Here is a 20,959-nt window from a genome sequence, read left to right as displayed (position 1 = left end):
CATTAGTAAGTATATAAAAAAGCCCAAAGCTGTTGAATAGCTTTGGGCTTTTTTTATACGCTTTCGCGAAAGCGTATAATTTTAAATTATTCAACCTTAAATTTTATGGACGTGTTCATAATTACGTTTCACAAAGTCTAAAACGTTTGCTAGCACAGATCCCATATTACGAGATCTTTTAAACTTCACATCTTTAGTAAATTCATGTAACTCGCGACCTAATTGTTTTGTTTTTTCTGGAGTACTCACTTTATCTGCTCTCATACATTTCATAAGACTGCGATAACGACTCTGTGTGTTAATCAATCTTTTAGAAATTAAAGCTCGCTCTTCTTTTTTATACTGATCGATACTTTGGTTTTTTAAACGATCGGTAACATTCTGAACCATAGGCAGGTTCTCTTTAAAAAACTGTGGACGATAAACTTTTAATCTACCTTCATAACATTGTTGATCAAAGTCAATCGCTCGTATGGCATAACTAACACGATCAAAATCATGTGTAGGAATCACAACATAATTATAAGCACGCATATCACCTAAAAGTCTGATAAAACAACGCTCATTAAATTTTACAAACTCTTTTGCAATTTGTGTAAGTTCAGACTCAGTACAATCTTTAATATAGTCTGCAATAAATTCATCTCCTGGTATACCGGCAATATGCTCTTCAATGAGCGTATTATCATAAACTAAAAAGTTGATACGGTGCGGTGATAAAAGGTGCTCTAACTCTAATCCATAAACACGCGACGCATCTGCTTTTTTCACATAGAAATATGTAAAACCATCATTTAAGATGTTTCTAATCTTAATACGGAATGGTTTTGTATTACCAAAGGTGCAATAATCTACAGCGTCAACGCTTAAATAATCTAGTAGATCATCGCTACCATCACTGTGTAAAATATCATAGACCTTTTTAAGGGCAGCATCTATAATATCACGCTCTGAGTCTGAGTAATAACATCTTACCCATAAGGTATCTTCCTCATTTTTATCATAGACTGTAATACAGCCTTGAAACCTTAATAGATCATCATAAGACACTTGTATACTAGTTTGTCTATTATATCTTTTTAGATACGCATTAAGTGCCTGACTTACAGGATAAGTAGGTTTTTTACGTGAAAGTAATTTTTCTTCTATCATAGATTTGTACCTTTTTACGGTAACAATTTTATTATTTTACAGTCATACATAATAACCAAAATAACTCGCTTGTGAAAACTATTCTAGAAATAAAAAACCTTTCTAAAAACTACAGCGGTCTCAAAGCTGTAGATAACGTAAGTTTTAAAATAGAAAAAGGTCATGTATACGGTATCCTAGGTCCTAATGGTAGTGGTAAATCCACTACACTAGGAATGGTACTTAATGTTGTGAATCCTACTTCTGGTTCTTATGAGTGGTTTGAAGGGACCACCACAAATCATGATGCACTTAAACGTATAGGAGCTATTATAGAACGACCTAATTTCTATCCTAGCATGACCGCTGTTCAGAACTTAGAACTGGTCTGTAAAATTAAAAACATCGCTAAAGATAAGATTGAAGAAAAGCTGGCAGTAGTAGATTTGCTAGCACGCAAGCATAGTCCATTCAGTACTTATTCTTTAGGTATGAAACAAAGACTGGCTATTGCCAGTGCACTTTTAAATGATCCAGAAATTCTAATCCTAGATGAGCCTACTAATGGTCTAGATCCGCAAGGTATACGTAAGATTAGAGATATTATTCAAGACATCGCAAAGTCAGGAACCACAATTCTACTAGCTTCTCACCTACTGGATGAAGTTGAAAAAGTATGTACTCATGTCATTGTATTGCGACAGGGAAAAACTCTTTATTGTGGCGCAGTAGATGAAATGAATCATAATCATGGTGTGGTACATCTAGATGCTACAAATAGAGATGGTCTTTTTGAATTTTTAAAGGGGCAACCATATGCTGTATCTGTTAAAGAGGAAATCGAAGGTTTTAAAGTCGTACTCAATCAACCTGTTGATCTAGGTAAAATTAATGCTGCTGCTTTTGCAAAAAACATTTCTCTCAACAAGCTTTTCCTTAAAAAGCAAAGTCTTGAAGATCAATTTATCCAACTTACTAACCACAACTAGCCATGAAAAGATTACTCGATATAGAATTTCATAAATTTAAATATAGTAAAAGCTCTAAAGTCCTTACTATAATCTATTTAGTCATCGTTATTTTATTAATGTTTACTGGATTAATTCAGGTGAATATCAATGGATTTAAAGGTAGCTTATCCGACTTAGGTATTTTTAATTTTCCATATATCTGGCACTTGAGCACTTATATGGTAAGTTTCCTGAAAATTTTCATTGCGATAGTAATTGTTTCTCTTACTGCAAATGAATATAGTAATAGAACTTTAAAGCAAAATCTTATTGATGGACTAAGCAAGAAAGAATTGATACTATCAAAATTATATCTAGCGATTACACTTGCACTACTTACCACTATGATTGTATTTATAGCATCTTTAATACTAGGTCTATTTCATTCTGACTATTTAGAAATTGGAATAATTTTTTCTAAAATGGAATATTTGCCTGCTTTTTTCATCAGTCACTTAATGTTTTTCTGTTTTTGTCTATTTGCTGGTGTACTAGTAAAACGTAGTGCATTTGCATTAGGATTAATTGGTGTATGGTGGATTTTTGAGCTAGTTATCAGAGGCTTAAGCTCTTTTATTGATTTTAAATATGATGTGGACACTTGGAATGTTATTCAACATATTTTACCGTTAGAATCTGCTAGCTTACTTATAAAAGAACCATTTACTAAGATTTCAATCGTTCAAGGTGGTATAGAACAATTAACTCAAGGTCAGTATATTAAAGATTATGGTGTTAGTCTAATAAATGTAGTGACTTCAATGGCTTGGAGCTTTTTGTTTATTTTTTGGTCTTATAAAATCTTAAAACGTAGAGACTTATAATTAGCATAAAATTGTGATAAGTATGTACTATTTTCGCAACTATGATTTTTATGAAAAAGAAAATAGTTGCGATAGTAGTTTTACTAATAATCGCAGTATCTCAATTATCAACTGCTCAACTAGAAGCTTCAAATTGGTATTTTGGATTTAATGCTGGTATCACATTTGATCCTGTAACAGGTGCTGTCACACCACTTGCCAATGGTCAACTAGACACCTTTGAAGGTTGTGCATCTATATCTGATTCAAACGGAAACCTTCTTTTTTATACTGATGGTATCACTGTATTTGATAGAAATCATTTAATCATGCAAAATGGTCAAGGATTGCGTGGTAATCCTTCCAGTACTCAAAGTGCGATCATTATACCTAAACCACAAGATCCAGATATCTATTACATATTTACAGTAGATACCGCTGCTACCGGTGGTCAGGATAGTGGTTTACATTGGTATGAAGTTGATATGACCGCAAACCTCAATCAAGGTGCTGTTGTTTCTAGTATTACAAATCCTAATAATTTAATTAGTACGTGTTCAGAAAAAATTACCGCTATTAATCATGGGGTTAATGATGAAATATTAGTCACGGCTCTTGCAGAGTTTAATGGGATAGGTACAGCTTTTGATACCTTTTATACCTTCACCGTTAGTCCTACAGGCGTAGATCCCGTACCGGTTAAATCTCAAGTTGCCACAACCATTAACAACGGTGGACGACGTGGTAATCTTAAAATTTCTCCAGATGGTCAATACATGGTTTCTTGTAATATGGGAACAGGTAGCTTTTTATATGATTATGACCAATTGACCGGAATCGTTAGTAATGAGAGACAACTTCAATTTACAGGACAAAATAGAAGTGGATATGGTGTAGAGTTTTCTCCAGACAGTAGCTTATTATATGTAACAGCTTCTAATGATACAAATAGTAATGATCCCGCGGCGCACTCTTCTACTCTATTTCAATTTGATATGACTAGTCCTAATCCGGCCTCTTCAACAGTTGTTATTGATACCAGAGCTGGTTATAGAGGATCTTTACAATTGGGAATCGATAAGAAAATTTATAGAGCATTATCTGATACATATAATGATGGTCGTAGCTTTTTAGGTGTGATCAATAATCCCAATGTTGCAGGGCAAGGTTGTAATTATGTCCATGATGCAATACCACTAGCAGGACGATTATCTGCCCAAGGTTTGCCTCCATTTATACAAAGTTTCTTTGCCTTAATAGATGTAGAATTTACCTGTTTAGGTGATAACACTACTTTTGAATTTGACTCTGACACACCACCTACATTAGTAAACTGGGATTTTGGTGATGGAACAAATTCGTCTGTCGAAAGCCCAACACATGTCTATGCAGCACCTGGTGTATATAATGTCGTACTTACATTAACCATTAATGGATCTGTAAGAACCTACCGTAAAAGTGTTCAGATATTTGATACTCCAATAGCAAATGCGGCAACTAATGTAAATGTTTGTGATATCAACAATGATGGCTCAGAATCCTTTGACCTTACGACAACAGCAACTCCACAAATTTTAGGTGCTCAAGATGCCACTATATTTAATGTAGAATACTATTTATCACAGGCAGATGCAGACAATGGTGCAAATCCTGTAACACTTCCTTATATCGCCACTACAACGACACAAACAATATTTGCTCGTGTTAGTAATAATAATAACGAAGATTGTTATGATACCACAAGTTTTGATATCGAGATTTTTGCGCAACCAACAGCTAATTCAGTAAATGACCTAGAAGTATGTGACGATGACTTTGACGGTTTCCAAACTTTTGATTTAAGTATTCAAACGCCATTAATATTAGATACTCAGTCCACTGCAGATTTTACTGTAAGCTATCATGAATCTCAAGCAGATGCTGATTCTGGAAACAATCCACTTGCAACGACCTACACAAACACCACTGCTTTCAGTGAGAACATATTTGCTAGAGTCGTTAATAGCAATGAAACAAGCTGTGTAGACACCACCAGCTTTGATCTAATCGTTAATCCTAAACCAGTCGCTAATGACACTAATGCTTTTCAATGTGATGAAGATGGTGTTTTAGATAGTAGGACAATTTTTAATTTATCTGAGTTTGATGAAACCATTACCGCTAGCGCAACTGGTGTTACCGTAACCTATCACATCAATCAAAGTGATGCAGACAACAACCAGTCACCATTAGATAATACTAGTTATACAAATACAACTCCATTACAAATAGTATATGCGAGAGTTACAGATGATACTACTAGTTGCTACACCACATCTCAAATTACTTTATCGGTTAGTGCAAGTGATGCACAAGACACTATTCTTACCGGTTGTGATGATGATGGTGTTGCAGATGGTATCACCACATTTAACCTTACTGATGCTGATAGTTCTGTATTAATGACAGCTCCTTCAAATGTAACCTTGAATTATTATGCAAGTTTAAACGATGCATTGACAGAACAAAATGTGTTACCAATCACTTATGATAATACGACTCCAAATAGTCAAATTATATTTGCTAGAGCAGAATCACCTGACGGAAACTGTTTTGGAATTAGTGAAGTAGAACTTATCGTTAATGACTTACCAATTATAGAACCAGTAGCTCTTATAGATTACTGTGGTAATAATCCACAGCCACTTACTATTGATGCAGGTATCATAACAGGTTCTCCATCTGATTATACTTACTTATGGAGCACCTCAGAAAATACATTTAGTATACAAGTAACCACTGGTGGTGATTATGCAGTAGCAGTTACTGATACTAATGGATGTACTAGTAACAGGACAGTAACAGTAATTATAAGCGAGACCGCAACTATAGATAGTATTGACGTCATACATGCAGGTACCTCAAGTAACGGAACAGCAACCGCAAATGTGAGCGGTTTAGGCGATTATGAATATCGAGTAAGTCTAGAAGAACCATTCCAAGACAGTCCTATATTTGATGATCTTACACCAGGTTTTTACACCTTATATGTAAGAGATAAAAATGGTTGTGGTACAGTACAACAAGAATTTAGTGTCATAGGATATCCTCGTTACTTCACGCCTAATAATGATAATTATCACGATTACTGGCAGTTGATAGGAACTTCATTCACGTTTGAGCCAGGCGCACAGATTTTTATATTTGATCGCTACGGTAAGTTATTAAAACAAATCGCAGCAGATGGTGTAGGATGGGATGGTACTTATAATGGTAACCCTATGCCTTCTAGTGATTACTGGTTCACTGCAACTTTAATGGATGGAACGACCTTTTCCTCACATTTCACTTTAAAAAGATAAAATCAAATTGCCTATTTTTACTTCTAGGCAATGAGATACATTTTAATAGGTTTTATAATTTTTTGTTCCGCTTTCGCGAAAGCGCAACTAGAATCATCCCAGTGGTACTTTGGAGTTACTGCTGGAATCGACTTCTCGTCTGGTACCGCTACGGCTACTGGCGTAGGACAATTAGTTACTGGAGAAGGTTGTGCTACAATTTCTGATGATTTAGGTAATTTACTATTCTATACAGATGGATCGTTAGTATTTGATTCCACACACAATTTAATGCCTAATGGTACAGGACTATTAGGTGATTCTTCAAGTACGTCTAGTGCGATCATCGTTCCACAACCTGGTAATGATGATTTATATTATATTTTTACGGTAGACACCAGCGATCAACAATATCGCATGAATGTAGGTTTCCACTACTCTATTGTGGATATGTCTTTAAATGGAGGAACTGGAGATATTGTTTCTTTACAAAAAAACATCAATCTCTTGCCGCTTACGTCAGAAAAACTGACTGCAATATCCAATGCAACAGGCGATGGGTTTTGGGTTCTTACACAGTTTGAAGACACCTACTATGCATATGAAATTACGGCAGCTGGTCTCAACCTAGCACCAGTAACAAGTATTGTTGGACCAACTATAGAATTGATCTCTACTCCTATTACTAACGTAGATGTCGCAGCAATGAGAGGTTATATTAAACTCAATGCTCGAGGAGATAAATTAGTGGCAGCTCATTTTTCAAACAACACTACGGCCGAATTTTCTGGAATCACTAATGTGCTAGAAGCGCGTAGTCTTGCTTATGCACAAGGTGGCGAGTTGTATTTATATGATTTTGATAATGCGACCGGCGTAGTTTCTAATCCACAACCATTAATGACTCGAGCAGATGGCGCAAGCTTTTATGGAGTAGAATTTTCTGGTAATGGAAGATATCTTTATGCTGAGGCTGACTATATGTTACCATCTACAACAGTCATATATGAATTTTTAAGAGGAGAGATTTTACAATATGACCTAACAGCAGCAAATATTGCCGCTAGTAAAACTGTAGTTCATACAGATATGATAGCTCCTTTTAGAGGTGCGTTACAGTTAGGTCTAGACAATAGGATTTATCATTCCCGAATTAATGAAAGCTTTTTAAGTGTCATTAATAATCCTGATGATGGCGGTACAGCATCTAATTATATCTATAATGACTTTGCTTTAACTAATGGAGCACAAGCGATTTATGGGCTACCTATTTTTGTTCAATCATTTTTATTAAATGGAGATATAAATGCAGTAGACCATTGTTTTGGAGAATCTCAAGCATTTACTTTTAATACAAGTGCACAAGTTGAAAGTATATTATGGGACTTTGGTGATATAAACAGTTCTAATAACATCTCGATGGATTTAAATCCTAGTCATATTTTTAGTGCTCCAGGAACTTATACGGTCACAGCAAATGTTGAAACACTTGTATCCAGCTTTACAGAGACTATAGAAATTACAGTATTTGAACCAGCGATTATCGATGCAGTTCCTATGGATATCGAGTTATGTGATGAAGGTTTTGATACGGCAAGTTTTGATCTATCGATTATAGAATCACAGGTCAGTTCTACCTTAAACCAATCAGTCTCCATTCACGAGACCGATGAAGAAGCTAGACTAAATATTAATTCAATTAGCACAAATCTACCTTATCAAAATATAAGTTCTCCACAGACATTATATGTAAGAGTAAGTAATACAAATTGTTATGACATCACTTCTTTTAACATTAACGTAAAAAACTGCCTTGTTAAAGTGTTCAATGTCCTTACACCTGACGATGATGGGATAAATGATACGTTCATCGTTTCTGGATTAAGAGACGTATATGATAAACATAAAATTTTTATATTTACCAGATATGGTATGAAGATTTGGGAAGGTGACAATGATACGCCTTCTTGGGATGGAACCAGTAACCGTGGACTAGCACATAATTCAAGCAAAAGACTACCTACTGGAACTTATTTTTATATTATAGAATTTAACGAGCCTGGTTTAAAACCCATTGCTGGATATGTTTATTTAAATTAGAAAACTAACAACCCTAAATAACTCTACTCCTAATCAAGTACATTATGAAAAAAGCAATACTCTTATTACTGACATTAGTAATTTCATTTAGCGTCACAGCTCAAGAAGAATCATCCTGGTGGATTTTTGGAGATGGTGCTGGTGTTGAATTTAATCCAAACCCACAGAATAGATCAAGTGATCCTGCCGTATTAACTTCTGGATACGATACTGATGAAGGTGTCGCTTCTATCTCTGATGAAATGGGAAACCTTTTATTTTTTACGGATGGTTCAACCGTTTGGAACCGTAATGGTGTTGCTATGCCTAACGGGACTGGATTAGATGGTAACTTTTCCTCTACACAATCTGCTATAGTTATCAAAGCACCAGAAACAGCTGGTGTTTATTTTGTAGCGACCGTAGGTGCTGGAAATACCTCACCTCTTTCTTATTCTAGAATTGAGATGGCTCTTAATGGTGGATTAGGTGACGTTGTACCAGGTGTTAAGAATGTAACTCTACTTGCTGCTTGTGCTGAGAAAGTAGCTGCAACAATTCAAACAGGTACGAATAACGCTTACATTATGACTTTTGGTAGATCTAACGCAACGAGTGTTTCTACAGGTTCTGGTGATAACAATGCCTTATTTGCTTGGGAAGTAAGAGGTATCGCTGGTCCTAATGTATCATTTGTACTACCAGCTCCTATTGCACAATCTGCAAATGGTGGTTTACCATATTTTTCTACTCCACTAGCTGCAACTAATGGTGATCGTGGTATGTTAAGAGTTTCACCTGATGGAACTAAACTAGCCATAGGTACTCAAAACTTAACAAATCAAGGTTTATTCTTGTATGACTTTAATCCTGGTAATGGTCAATTCAGTGGTGCAGGTTTACAATTAGACAATGGACCTGTTTATGGTGTAGAATTTTCTGCTTCTTCACAGTATCTTTATCATGATTTAAGTAGTAATTATAGTCCGACAGGTGGATCAAATAAAAGGCTAGTTCAATACGACCTTTGTGATCAAGCAAATATTGTATCTTCAAGAAATGAATTTGCAAATGTTCCAGAATCTAGAGGAACACTACAACTAGGTAGAGATGGAGAGATTTATGTAGCTCGTTTTGATCAAACCTTCCTAGGTAGAATTGAGAATTCTGAGACTGCCACTCCTACATATAATACTACGGCCGTAGATATTTCTCCAGGAGTTGGAAAACAAGGACTTCCTGTATTTGTTCAATCTAGTTTTGCTAGTTCGTTTACCGTAAATGATCAATGTCAAGGTGATGCTACAGAATTTATACTTGCTTGTTTACCTCAGGTTGCGGCATCGAATTGGGATTTTGGTGATGGTAATACTTTAATGGTAACAGGTCCAGGTGTTGTGACTAATACCTATGCAACAGCAGGAACTTATACTGTTTCTGTAAACGTAACAAATGTATCTGGAGATGTTAGAGATTTTACTCAAGATATTACTATTTATGAAAACGGAATTGTAGATCCAGTAGATGTTACTTTATTAGATTACTGTGATGATGACAACTCAGGTGATGAGGTTGTTGATTTATCTCAATTTACTTTAGACGTTTTGGGCGCTCAAGATTCAGCTACATTTAATATTTCTTACTATGCAAACTCTGTTGATGCTGACGCTGGTCAGAATCCATTACCACTAAATTACAATGCTACTTTAGGTTCAAATACTATTTGGGTACGCATTGAAAACAACACATCACCTATTAATGATGGTTGTTCTGCAATCGGTTCTTTCGTGTTAACTGTGAGTTCTGTGCCTACAGTTAGTAACATTCCGGATTATGAGATTTGTGATGATGCAAGTCAGGACGGAATTGAAGATTTTGACTTAGCTAGTTTCTTACCTACTATAGCAACACAAGCTGGTGATCCAGTAGATGTAGACTATACAATTCATGAGTCACAAGCTGATGCAGATATGAATATGGGAGCTATCGATACAACAGTTCCTTATACTAATACGACTTCTCCACAAGTTCTTTATGTAAGACTTCAAAACATTAATGATATAGATTGTTTTGGAACTGCTCCATTTAACCTAGTAGTTTTAGGAGCACCTACATTAGGTACAGTTGCTAATATTGAAGTTTGTGATGATGCTCCATTAGATGGAAGTTCTGATTTCACTTTATCAGACCAAGACGCAACCGTTGCAAATGGCTCTGCCGGTACGGTGACCTACCACTCCACTCAAGCAGATGCTGATAGTGGTGCCGCAGCACTTCCTAATGTATATACTGTAAGTGGTTCTGAAACCATTTATGCAAGATTTGTGAATGACGCAGGTTGTGCTGGAACAACTAGTTTTGACATTACTGTACAAGCGGCTCCTGCTATAGGAAATGCTCCAGACTTAACAAATATCTGTGACGCTACTGTAGATCTTAATCAAAATCTTTTTGAATTATCTGTTCAAGATGCGGCAGTTTTAAATGGACTTAACCCAGCAGACTATACTATAAGTTACTATACAACTGATAGTGATGCGCAAAACGCAACAAATGAGTTACCATTAAGTTATACAGTACCGTTCCAATCAGGAGTAACGACTGATCTGTTATTTGCTAGATTAGAGAACAATACAACAGGATGTTTTAACACATCCCAGTTCACTATCATTTTTGAACGTTGTGAAATTGTTTTCCCAGAAGGCTTCTCTCCTAATAATGATGGTATCAATGATACATTCTCTATTCCTGGACTAGCAGAGCAATACAATAACTTTAATCTTCAGATTTTTAATCGTAATGGTTCTGTAGTTTATGAAACTAGCGCAAGTAATTATGAAGAATTTGCAGGAATCCCTAATAAAGGAGCTCTTGCTGGTGATGGTTTACTACCAGTGGGAACTTACTTCTACGTGATTCAATATAATGATCAAGATGAAGAAGACACGGCAAGTTGGGTTTATATCAACTACTAGTCTTTAAATTATTAAATACAAAATCCCAGTTAACCGCTGGGATTTTTTTTTTGCTTTCGCGAAAGCGTAATTATAACTATCTTCATATCACGAAAACGTTGTAAAATTTATCATTTTATTATGCACGCATAGTATTTATTTACTATCTTTGGATGTAAGATTATTAAATGAGAGATAAAACAATAGATTATATACTAAGAGCGACATGGATGTCCATCTCTAAAATGTATAATGAACAAGCCGCTGTTAAAGGTAGCACTATGGCTACCGGATTTGCGCTCATAAGCATTGACCCTATAGAAGGTACACCTAGTACTGCTCTTGGACCTAAAATGGGAATGGAAGCTACTTCCCTATCTCGTACTTTAAAGACCATGGAGGAAAAAGGTCTTATCTCAAGAAGAAAAAATCCAGAAGATGGACGCAGCGTATTAATTCATTTAACAGACTTTGGTAAAGAAATGAGAGACTTCTCTAAAAACGTCGTAAAGTCATTTGATACCGTAGTAAAACAAAATATAGAAGCCGAAAAATTAAATACCTTTTTAGAAGTTGCTTATCAAATCAACGATCTAGTAGGTCAAAAAAATATTTTTAAACAAGAAGCCATAGCTGATAAATAATATGGGAAAACGTAGAATTAAACATGTAACCGTAATAGGTTCAGGAATTATGGGAAGCGGTATTGCTTGCCATTTTGCAAACATAGGTTGTGAAGTACTCCTATTGGACATTGTCCCAAGAGAACTTACAGACAAAGAAAAGGCCAAAGGTCTAACTCTAGAAGACAAGGTTGTTCGTAACCGTATGGTAAACGATAACCTTACAGCTTCTGTAAAGAGTAAACCGGCACCTTTATACAATAACTCATTTGTAAACAGAATTTCTACAGGAAATTTAACTGATGACTTATCTAAAATTAAAGACACCGACTGGATTATTGAAGTCGTTGTAGAAAGGCTAGACATTAAAAAATCTGTTTTTGAACAAATTGAGAAGTATCGTAAACCTGGTACTTTAATTACATCAAATACTTCTGGTATTCCTATCTCTTTCATGAATGAAGGACGTAGTGAAGATTTCCAAAAGCACTTTGCAGTAACTCACTTTTTCAATCCGCCACGATATTTAAAATTATTTGAAGTTGTTCCAGGTCCTAATTGTGATCCAGCGGTTACTGACTTCTTAATGGAATATGGAGAGAAATACCTAGGTAAGACATCAGTTCTTGCAAAAGATACTCCTGCATTTATAGGAAACCGTATCGGTATATTCTCTATTCAGAGTTTATTCCACACGGTTAAAGAAATGGGTCTTACTGTGTCTGAGGTTGATAAACTTACTGGTCCTGTCATAGGACGTGCTAAGTCTGCAACTTTTAGAACCGTAGACGTTGTTGGACTAGATACCCTTGTACATGTTGCAAATGGTGTTTATGAAAACTGCCCAGAAGACGAGCATAAAGACACCTTTAAATTACCAGACTTCATCAATACCATGATGGAAAATAAATGGTTAGGTTCTAAAACTGGTCAAGGTTTTTATAAAAAGAACGTCACTAAAGAAGGTAAAAAAGAGATTCTAGCATTAGATCTAGACTCTATGGAATATGTAGTACAGCCACGTGCAAAGTTTGCTACACTAGAATTAACTAAATCAATAGATAACGTTGCAGATCGTTTTCCTGTTCTAATTAAAGGAAAAGATAAAGCTGGTGATTTTTATAGGAAATCATTTGCATCTCTTTTTGCATACGTACAACATAGAATTCCAGAAATAAGCGATGAATTGTATCGTATAGACGATGCGATGAGTGCAGGTTTTGGTTGGGAACATGGACCATATCAGGTTTGGGATGCCGTAGGTGTTGCAAAAGGTGTAGAGTTAATGGAAGCAATCGGTAAAAAACCAGCTGCTTGGGTAACAGAAATGCTAGAGAAAGGTTTTGAGTCTTTCTATACCGTAAAAGATGGATCTACCTACTACTACTCTATCCCAGATAAAGATTATGTAAAGAAACCAGGACAGGATGGATTTATCATTCTAGACAATTTACGTGCAAATGCTCCAGTATTTAAAAATTCTGGTGTAACCGTTCACGATATCGGTGATGGTATCTTAAACGTAGAGTTTACATCTAAGATGAACTCTATAGGTGGTGATGTTCTTGCCGGTATGAATAAAGCTATTGATATCGCCGAAGATCGTTTTGACGGTTTAGTAGTAGCAAATAATGGTGCAAACTTCTCTGTAGGGGCAAATATCGGTATGATATTTATGATGGCTGTAGAGCAGGAATATGATGAGCTGAATATGGCTATCAAACAATTCCAAGATACAGTCATGAGATTGCGTTACAGTAGTATTCCTACTATCGTTGCGCCACATCAAATGGCACTAGGTGGTGGTTGTGAAATGACCATGCACAGTGATGTTGCTGTTGCAAGTGCAGAGACTTACATCGGTCTAGTAGAATTTGGTGTAGGTGTAATTCCTGGTGGTGGTGGATCAAAAGAGATGGCACTTAGAGCAAGTGACACTTTTGAGAAAAACGACGTAGAGTTAAACAGATTAAGAGAATACTTCCTTACCATAGGAACCGCTAAGGTTGCAACAAGTGCTTATGAAGCATTTGATCTAGGCATCTTGAGAAAAGGAGTAGATCATGTTGTTGTAAATGATAACAGACGTATCGCCTTTGCAAAAGCACAAGCTAGATTACTAGCTGACAAAGGTTATACACAGCCTGCTATGCGCAAGGATATAAAAGTATTGGGCCAGCAAGCATTAGGAATGTTCTTAGTAGGAACTGACGCGATGAAAGCTGGAAAATACATAAGCGAGCATGACTTAAAAATTGCAAATAAACTAGCTTATGTTATGGCTGGTGGAGATTTAAGTGCTCCTACTCTAGTGTCAGAGCAATATTTATTAGATCTAGAACGTGAAGCATTCTTAAGTCTTACTGGAGAAAGAAAGACATTAGAAAGACTTCAACACATGATCCAGAAAGGTAAACCTTTAAGAAACTAAGAAAATGACAAACGCATATATAGTTGCCGCAAAAAGAACGGCAGTAGGAAAATCAGGTCGTGGTGTTTTTAGATTTAAAAGACCCGACGAACTAGCAGCAGAAACTATTCAAGGAATGTTAAAAGACCTTCCTGATTTTGATAAAGGACGTATCGACGACATGATCATAGGTAATGCAATGCCAGAGGCTGAGCAAGGTCTTAACATGGCACGTCAGATATCCCTTTTAGCATTAGAAAGAGTTGATATCCCAGGTATAAGTATCAATAGATGGTGTGCCTCTGGACTAGATGCTATCGGTGCAGCCGTAGCAAGAATACAATCTGGAATGGCTCAATGTATAGTCGCTGGTGGTGTAGAAAGCATGAGTTATGTTCCTATGGGTGGTTATAAACCTGCTCCAGCTTATAGCCTGGCAAAGCAAGGTCACGAGGACTACTATTGGGGAATGGGACTTACTGCAGAAGAGGTTGCAAATGATTATAAGGTTTCTAGAGAAGAGCAAGATCAATTTGCTTATGACTCTCACATGAAAGCCTTAAAAGCACAAGCTGAAAACCGTTTTCAAGATCAAATTGTTCCTATCGATGTAGAAGAAACTTACCTAGACGAGAACGGAAAAAAGAAAACGAGAACCTATACAGTAACTAAAGATGAAGGACCTAGAAAAGGTACAAGTCTAGAAGCTCTTGCGAGATTACGTCCAGTATTTGCTGCAGGTGGTAGTGTTACAGCTGGTAACTCTTCTCAAACTAGTGATGGTGCTGCTTTTACACTTGTAATGAGTGAAGAAATGGTAAATGAATTAGGTATAAAGCCTATTGCAAAACTAGTAAGCTTTGCTGTAGCAGCTGTAGAACCAAGAATAATGGGTATTGCGCCTATAGAAGCTATTCCAAAGGCATTAAAACAAGCAGGTCTTGAAAAAGAAGACATGGCTCTTATTGAGTTAAATGAAGCTTTTGCAAGTCAATCTGTCGCTGTGGTTAGAGAACTAGGTCTTAATAAAGACATCGTTAACGTTAACGGTGGTGCTATTGCCCTAGGTCATCCACTAGGTTGTTCAGGTGCTAAATTATCGGTGCAAATCTTTGATGAGATGCGTAAGAGAGGAAACCAAGGAAAACACTGTATGGTTACCATGTGTGTAGGAACTGGACAAGGCGCTGCTGGTATTTTTGAGTTTTTAAATTAAGAATTATGCTTTCGCGAAAGCGAGATAACAATACATATTATGTCAACAGAAAATAAAATAGAAATGATACGCGGTGGACAATTCATCGTTAAGGAAACAAACCCATCAGAAGTATTTACTCCAGAGGACTTCTCTGATGAGCAAAAGATGATGCGCGATAGTGTAGAAGAGTTTGTAGATAAAGAAATCGTACCGCATAAGGAACGTTTTGAAAAGAAAGACTATGCACTTACTGAAGAAGTAATGCGCAAGGCAGGTGAAATGGGATTCTTAGGAATTGCTGTTCCTGAAGAATATGATGGATTAGGAATGGGCTTTGTCTCTACCATGTTAGTTTGTGATTATATATCAGGTGCAACTGGATCTATAGCAACGGCATTTGGTGCTCATACAGGAATAGGTACAATGCCTATTACTCTTTATGGTACAGAAGAACAAAAGAAAAAATACGTCCCTAAATTAGCTACTGGTGAGTGGTTTGGAGCTTATTGTTTAACAGAGCCTGGTGCAGGATCTGATGCAAATTCTGGAAAAACAAAAGCAGAACTTACTGCAGATGGAAAACACTACAAGATCAATGGTCAAAAAATGTGGATTTCTAATGCTGGATTCTGTAATGTATTTGTAGTATTTGCTCGTCTAGAAGATGATAAAAATATTACTGGGTTTATTGTAGAGAATGATCCTAGCAATGGTATTTCTATGGGTGAAGAAGAGCATAAACTAGGTATACACTCCTCTTCTACTCGTCAGGTATTCTTTAATGATTGCTTAGTTCCTGTAGAAAACATGCTTGCTGGCCGTGGTGAAGGATTCAAAATTGCCATGAACGCACTAAACGTAGGACGTATTAAACTAGCTGCTGCATGTCTAGATGCACAACGTCGTGTGATTACTCTAGCAACTAATTATGCAAATGAGCGTGAGCAATTTAAAACACCTATCGCAAAATTTGGTGCGATTAGAAAAAAGCTAGCTGAGATGGCTACTAACGCCTATGTAGGTGAAAGTGCTTCTTATCGCGCTGCTAAAGATATTGAGAATAGAATTCACTTACGTCAAGAAGAAGGAGCAACATTTGCAGAGGCAGAATTGAAAGGTGTAGAAGAATTTGCTATTGAATGTTCAATCCTTAAAGTTGCGGTATCTGAAGATATGCAAAACTGTAGTGATGAAGGTATTCAAATTTATGGTGGTATGGGCTTCAGTGCTGATGCACCTATGGAAGCTGCATGGCGAGACGCTCGTATCTCACGTATTTATGAAGGTACAAATGAGATTAACCGTATGCTAGCAGTAGGAATGCTTGTTAAGAAAGCGATGAAAGGACATGTAAATCTTCTTGAGCCAGCAATGGCAGTAGGAAATGAATTGACTTCTATTCCTTCTTTTGATACTCCAGACTTCTCAGAACCATTATCTGAAGAAATGGACATGATAAAGAAACTTAAAAAGGTTTTCTTAATGGTGGCAGGTAGTGCCGTTCAAAAATTCGGGACAGAACTAGAACAGAATCAACAACTGTTATTAGCAGCATCAGATATTCTTATTGAAATCTATATGGCTGAAAGTGCTATCCTTAGAACTCAGAAGAACATTGCACGTACAAGTGTAGAAGAGCAAAAAGAGCAAATTGCAATGTCTCAACTATATTTATATAGTGCTGTAAAAATAATACAAAATAGAGCTGAAGAAGGTATTTCAAGCTTTGCTGAAGGAGATGAACAACGTATGATGCTTATGGGCCTTAAACGATTTACTAAGTATATCAACCTTCCTAACATTATCGAGCTACGTAATGTAGTTGCAGATAAAGTAACTGGAGAAAATAAATATCCATTTACTAAAGCGTAGTGTATAGTTAAGTTAGATTAAGTTAAGTTGGAACCGCTATCAATACCAATTGATAGCGGTTTTTTTTATGTTAAAATGGCTAGAAGTATTAACAAATCATAAACGTAGATGATATATCCTTAATTTACTTTTGTGCCCTATGAAAGAATTATTAGAAAATTTTAATTTAGAAAAAGGATTTGAACTGATCCTAGAATACGGTATACCTTTAGTTAAGGCAATACTTATCTATCTGATAGGTAGATGGCTTATTAATAAAGTGCTGAGAGTCACACAAAAATTCATGCTTTTAAGGAAATATGATGTGACGCTTGAAAAGTTTCTTTTAAATCTTATTAAGTGGGGACTTTGGATTCTTTTAATTGTTTCAATAGTAGGGACATTAGGAATACAAACGACCAGCTTTGCAGCAATTATAGGAGCTGCAGGTCTTGCAATAGGATTAGCATTGCAAGGATCATTATCTAATTTTGCTGGTGGTGTATTATTACTTCTATTCAAACCTTTTAAGGTTGGTGATACCGTTGAAGCGCAAGGGATCATAGGTACAATTAAAGAAATTGATATTTTACAAACTAAAGTTATAACTCCACAACGTAAACTAGCCATAATACCTAATGGACCATTACTGAACGGTAATATTATTAACTTTAATACAGAAGGTATTCTTAGATGTGACACGACTATAGGTGTGAGTTATGATGCCGATATTACAAAAACAATCGAGGCACTACGCAAATTAGCTACTGATCACCCATTAGTTCTCGAGGACCCAGCACCACAGATTGTAGTCGCAGCAAATGCAGACAGTTCTATAAATATACACGTGAGACCATATACACTTACTGATGATGTATGGACAGTACATTGGTATTTACAACAAAACTTCAAACCTACCCTAGATGCAATTGGTGTTGAAATCCCTTATCCACATCAGGTAGAAATACAAAAACAAGGATCATAAAAATTCTTCCTAATTGATAAAGCCACTTTATATGAAGTGGCTTTTTTATGCGCTTTTATTGTTCAATGGTATTTATTTTACGATAAAAAACTATTTATACAAAAACTCAATTCTTTTTCAGGCTACTCACTTATCGTTATTAAATTCGTTTTTTTTTAAATCAAAACAATAAAAATGATGCAAGAACCAATCGTAGAAGCAAAAAACGTAGATGTTAATATTGACCCTAGTGGATTTAGTATTGAGAACCTGACAGGCTATGCCTTAGAATATGGAGTACCTTTATTAAAGGCAATACTGATTTATATCATCGGTGCTTTTATCATAAAAAAGCTAGTTAAATTAGTTAGCAAACTAATGGATAAAAAGGATTATGATTTAACCCTTAAAAAGTTTCTTACTAACTTAATTAAATGGGTTTTAACTATCCTATTAGTAGTTACTGTAGCTGGCACATTAGGTATAGAAACGGCTAGTTTTGCAGCTATATTAGCAGCAGCAGGTCTTGCTATAGGTCTTGCTTTGCAAGGTTCATTGTCTAATTTTGCAGGTGGTGTGTTAATACTAATCTTTAAACCTTATAAAATAGGAGATTTAATAGAAGCACAAGGTGAATTAGGTGCTGTAAAAGAAATTGATATTCTAGTTACTAAGTTGATTACACCAGCAAATAAACTAGCCATTATCCCTAATGGTCCTATGGCAAATGGAAATATTGTTAACTATACTGCTGAAGGTAAAATGAGAGTTGATACCACTGTAGGAATAGGATATGGAGAAGATATGAAACAGGCTAAAGATGCTCTTCTTGCTATGTTAGAATCTAATCCTAAGGTACTTAAAGACCCGGCACCTTCTGTTAATGTGAGTGAGCTAGCAGAAAGTTCTGTAAACCTAGCGGTAAGACCATATTGTACACCGGAAGACTATTGGGACGTTTATTTCTGGACTATTGAAAATACAAAACTTGTATTAGATAGAGAGAAAATTGAAATCCCTTATCCACATGCAGTTGAAATACAGAAAGAAGCTTAATCAATTCTTTCTTTTATGTAAAGCCTCAATTTATTTTGGGGCTTTTTTTTTACGCTTTCGCGAAAGCGTTAAATGACATCAATCCTTTAACAATTTACTAAATATTTGTAATGTTCTAGGTATTATCTTAGGGCAAAATTATCAATCATGAAAAACGGTTTTCTTTTATTGCTGTTCATCAGTATGTTTTCAACAGCTCAACTGCCTAGTGCACATCAACAAGATTTATATAAAATTATTGATGAAGTAAGTGCTGATAGAATTGAAAATGATGTAAAAAAGTTGGCTGGATTTGGGACAAGAAATACATTTTCAGATACCGTATCCAATACTCGTGGAATAGGTGCTGCAAGAAGATGGATAAAAGCAGAGTTTGATAAAATATCTGCAGATTGTGGTGGTTGCCTTGAAGTATTTTACCAAAAAGATCTAGTTACTACAGATATGGGAAATCGCGTTCCTAAAGATGCTTATGTAGTTAATGTAGTTGCCATACAACGTGGAACTACAAATCCTAACGACATGGTCATGATGAGTGGTGATATAGATTCTAGAGCTAGCGATACAATGGACTTTACAACAGATGCGCCTGGTGCAAATGACAACGCAAGTGGTATGGCTGGTACTATAGAAGCCGCTAGGGTTTTAAGCAAGCGCAAGTTCAAAAATAGTATTGTGTACGTAGGTTTAAGTGGTGAAGAGCAAGGACTATTTGGTGGTAAAGGACTTGCCGACTATGCGAAAAAGAAAGAATGGAATGTCTTAGGCTTTTTAAATAATGATATGATAGGAAATATTAAAGGTGTAGATGGAGTCATTGACAACAGAGAGTTCAGAATATTCTCAGAGCCTACTGACCCAACTGAAACAGAACGCCAGCGTAATGGTCGTAGGTTTTATGGTGGTGAAGTAGATGGTATTTCTAGACAACTAGCACGTTACATCCATAAATCAGTAAAAACCTATATGCCAGAGATGAAGCCTATGATGGTATATAGATTAGATCGTTTTGGCCGTGGTGGACATCACAGGCCGTTTGCAGATTTAGGTTTTCCAGGTATACGTATCATGGAGGCACATGAAAATTATACACAGCAACATCAAGATATTAGAACAGAGAATGGTGTGAATTATGGTGATGTTGTTGAACATGTCAATTTTCCATATGCCCGTAAACTAACTGCCGTCAATGCTATAAATTTAGCACAATTAGCCTGGGCTCCTATCCGACCTCAAAATGTAAAAATAGGTGGGATTGTAGAAGCTAATGTAAGATTAAAATGGGATCCTGTTAAAGATGCAGTGGGATATAAAATATACTGGCGTGATACAACGAGTCCTACATGGGATCATTCTAGATATGTAGGAGACGTCAATGAATATACTCTAAATGAAATCGTAATTGATAACTCGTTTTTTGGAGTTGTTGCAGTAGGAAAAGATGGAATTGAAAGCATGGTCAGTTTCCCTAGCGGCGTTTTTAGGTAGTATATCTCGATTAAAAAATAAAAAAGCCTGTTCTTAATGAACAGGCTTTTTTATGGGATACTTGTTTATTGA

At 36.0% G+C, this 20,959-nt stretch carries 13 protein-coding genes; 12 read left to right on the top strand and 1 reads right to left on the bottom strand.

Annotated elements, in window-relative coordinates; translation table 11 throughout:
- Window positions 1-96: 96 nt before the first annotated feature.
- Window positions 97-1,152 (bottom strand): hypothetical protein, encoded by a 1,056-nt coding sequence (locus tag IL45_RS13915; protein ID WP_193743656.1) that lies wholly within the window; start codon window positions 1,150-1,152, stop codon window positions 97-99.
- 71 nt (window positions 1,153-1,223) lie between these two features.
- Between IL45_RS13915 and IL45_RS13910 the strand changes: the two genes are divergently transcribed.
- The 12 genes from IL45_RS13910 to IL45_RS13855 all read left to right on the top strand — a co-directional run bounded on the left by IL45_RS13910 (window position 1,224) and on the right by IL45_RS13855 (window position 20,887).
- On the top strand, window positions 1,224-2,120 hold the full coding sequence (locus IL45_RS13910; protein WP_036584979.1) for an ABC transporter ATP-binding protein: 897 nt from the start codon (window positions 1,224-1,226) through the stop codon (window positions 2,118-2,120).
- Between the two features lie 2 nt (window positions 2,121-2,122).
- Complete coding sequence (locus IL45_RS13905) at window positions 2,123-2,965, top strand: ABC transporter permease (RefSeq protein WP_036584977.1); 843 nt, start codon at window positions 2,123-2,125, stop codon at window positions 2,963-2,965.
- Window positions 2,966-3,015: 50 nt separating this feature from the next.
- A complete protein-coding gene (locus IL45_RS13900) occupies window positions 3,016-6,285 on the top strand; it encodes a T9SS type B sorting domain-containing protein (RefSeq protein ID WP_036585433.1) in 3,270 nt (1,089 codons plus the stop codon).
- Between the two features lie 30 nt (window positions 6,286-6,315).
- Window positions 6,316-8,364: a T9SS type B sorting domain-containing protein gene (locus IL45_RS13895; protein ID WP_036584972.1), complete on the top strand. Its 2,049-nt coding sequence runs from the start codon at window positions 6,316-6,318 to the stop codon at window positions 8,362-8,364.
- Window positions 8,365-8,408: 44 nt separating this feature from the next.
- Entirely contained in the window at window positions 8,409-11,318 is a 2,910-nt protein-coding gene (locus IL45_RS13890) for a T9SS type B sorting domain-containing protein (protein ID WP_036584970.1), read from the top strand.
- A 167-nt stretch (window positions 11,319-11,485) separates the two neighbouring features.
- Window positions 11,486-11,941, top strand: coding sequence for a MarR family winged helix-turn-helix transcriptional regulator (locus IL45_RS13885; protein WP_036584968.1), 456 nt, complete (start codon window positions 11,486-11,488; stop codon window positions 11,939-11,941).
- Window position 11,942: 1 nt separating this feature from the next.
- Entirely contained in the window at window positions 11,943-14,351 is a 2,409-nt protein-coding gene (locus tag IL45_RS13880) for a 3-hydroxyacyl-CoA dehydrogenase/enoyl-CoA hydratase family protein (protein WP_036584966.1), read from the top strand.
- 4 nt (window positions 14,352-14,355) lie between these two features.
- Complete coding sequence (locus tag IL45_RS13875) at window positions 14,356-15,546, top strand: acetyl-CoA C-acyltransferase (protein WP_036584964.1); 1,191 nt, start codon at window positions 14,356-14,358, stop codon at window positions 15,544-15,546.
- 39 nt (window positions 15,547-15,585) lie between these two features.
- On the top strand, window positions 15,586-17,400 hold the full coding sequence (locus IL45_RS13870; protein WP_036584962.1) for an acyl-CoA dehydrogenase family protein: 1,815 nt from the start codon (window positions 15,586-15,588) through the stop codon (window positions 17,398-17,400).
- A gap of 139 nt (window positions 17,401-17,539) precedes the next feature.
- Window positions 17,540-18,364, top strand: a complete 825-nt coding sequence (locus IL45_RS13865) for a mechanosensitive ion channel family protein (protein ID WP_036584961.1) — start codon at window positions 17,540-17,542, stop codon at window positions 18,362-18,364.
- Between the two features lie 174 nt (window positions 18,365-18,538).
- Window positions 18,539-19,399: a mechanosensitive ion channel family protein gene (locus IL45_RS13860; protein ID WP_036584960.1), complete on the top strand. Its 861-nt coding sequence runs from the start codon at window positions 18,539-18,541 to the stop codon at window positions 19,397-19,399.
- Window positions 19,400-19,546: 147 nt separating this feature from the next.
- Window positions 19,547-20,887 (top strand): M28 family peptidase, encoded by a 1,341-nt coding sequence (locus tag IL45_RS13855; RefSeq protein WP_036584957.1) that lies wholly within the window; start codon window positions 19,547-19,549, stop codon window positions 20,885-20,887.
- Window positions 20,888-20,959: the final 72 nt, after the last annotated feature.

The organism is Nonlabens ulvanivorans (assembly GCF_000732625.1).
In the GTDB taxonomy this organism is placed as follows: domain Bacteria; phylum Bacteroidota; class Bacteroidia; order Flavobacteriales; family Flavobacteriaceae; genus Nonlabens; species Nonlabens ulvanivorans.
This window is presented reverse-complemented; position numbering and strand designations above follow the sequence as displayed.

Excerpts from the sequence above, each read along its gene's own strand:
- IL45_RS13890 (WP_036584970.1), top strand. The coding sequence starts at position 8,409 with ATGAAAAAAGCAATACTCTTATTACTGACATTAGTAATTTCATTTAGC.
- IL45_RS13905 (WP_036584977.1), top strand. The coding sequence starts at position 2,123 with ATGAAAAGATTACTCGATATAGAATTTCATAAATTTAAATATAGTAAA.
- IL45_RS13895 (WP_036584972.1), top strand. The coding sequence starts at position 6,316 with ATGAGATACATTTTAATAGGTTTTATAATTTTTTGTTCCGCTTTCGCG.
- IL45_RS13900 (WP_036585433.1), top strand. The coding sequence starts at position 3,016 with ATGAAAAAGAAAATAGTTGCGATAGTAGTTTTACTAATAATCGCAGTA.
- IL45_RS13885 (WP_036584968.1), top strand. The coding sequence starts at position 11,486 with ATGAGAGATAAAACAATAGATTATATACTAAGAGCGACATGGATGTCC.
- IL45_RS13870 (WP_036584962.1), top strand. The coding sequence starts at position 15,586 with ATGTCAACAGAAAATAAAATAGAAATGATACGCGGTGGACAATTCATC.
- IL45_RS13915 (WP_193743656.1), bottom strand. The coding sequence starts at position 1,152 with ATGATAGAAGAAAAATTACTTTCACGTAAAAAACCTACTTATCCTGTA.
- IL45_RS13860 (WP_036584960.1), top strand. The coding sequence starts at position 18,539 with ATGATGCAAGAACCAATCGTAGAAGCAAAAAACGTAGATGTTAATATT.
- IL45_RS13875 (WP_036584964.1), top strand. The coding sequence starts at position 14,356 with ATGACAAACGCATATATAGTTGCCGCAAAAAGAACGGCAGTAGGAAAA.
- IL45_RS13855 (WP_036584957.1), top strand. The coding sequence starts at position 19,547 with ATGAAAAACGGTTTTCTTTTATTGCTGTTCATCAGTATGTTTTCAACA.
- IL45_RS13880 (WP_036584966.1), top strand. The coding sequence starts at position 11,943 with ATGGGAAAACGTAGAATTAAACATGTAACCGTAATAGGTTCAGGAATT.
- IL45_RS13865 (WP_036584961.1), top strand. The coding sequence starts at position 17,540 with ATGAAAGAATTATTAGAAAATTTTAATTTAGAAAAAGGATTTGAACTG.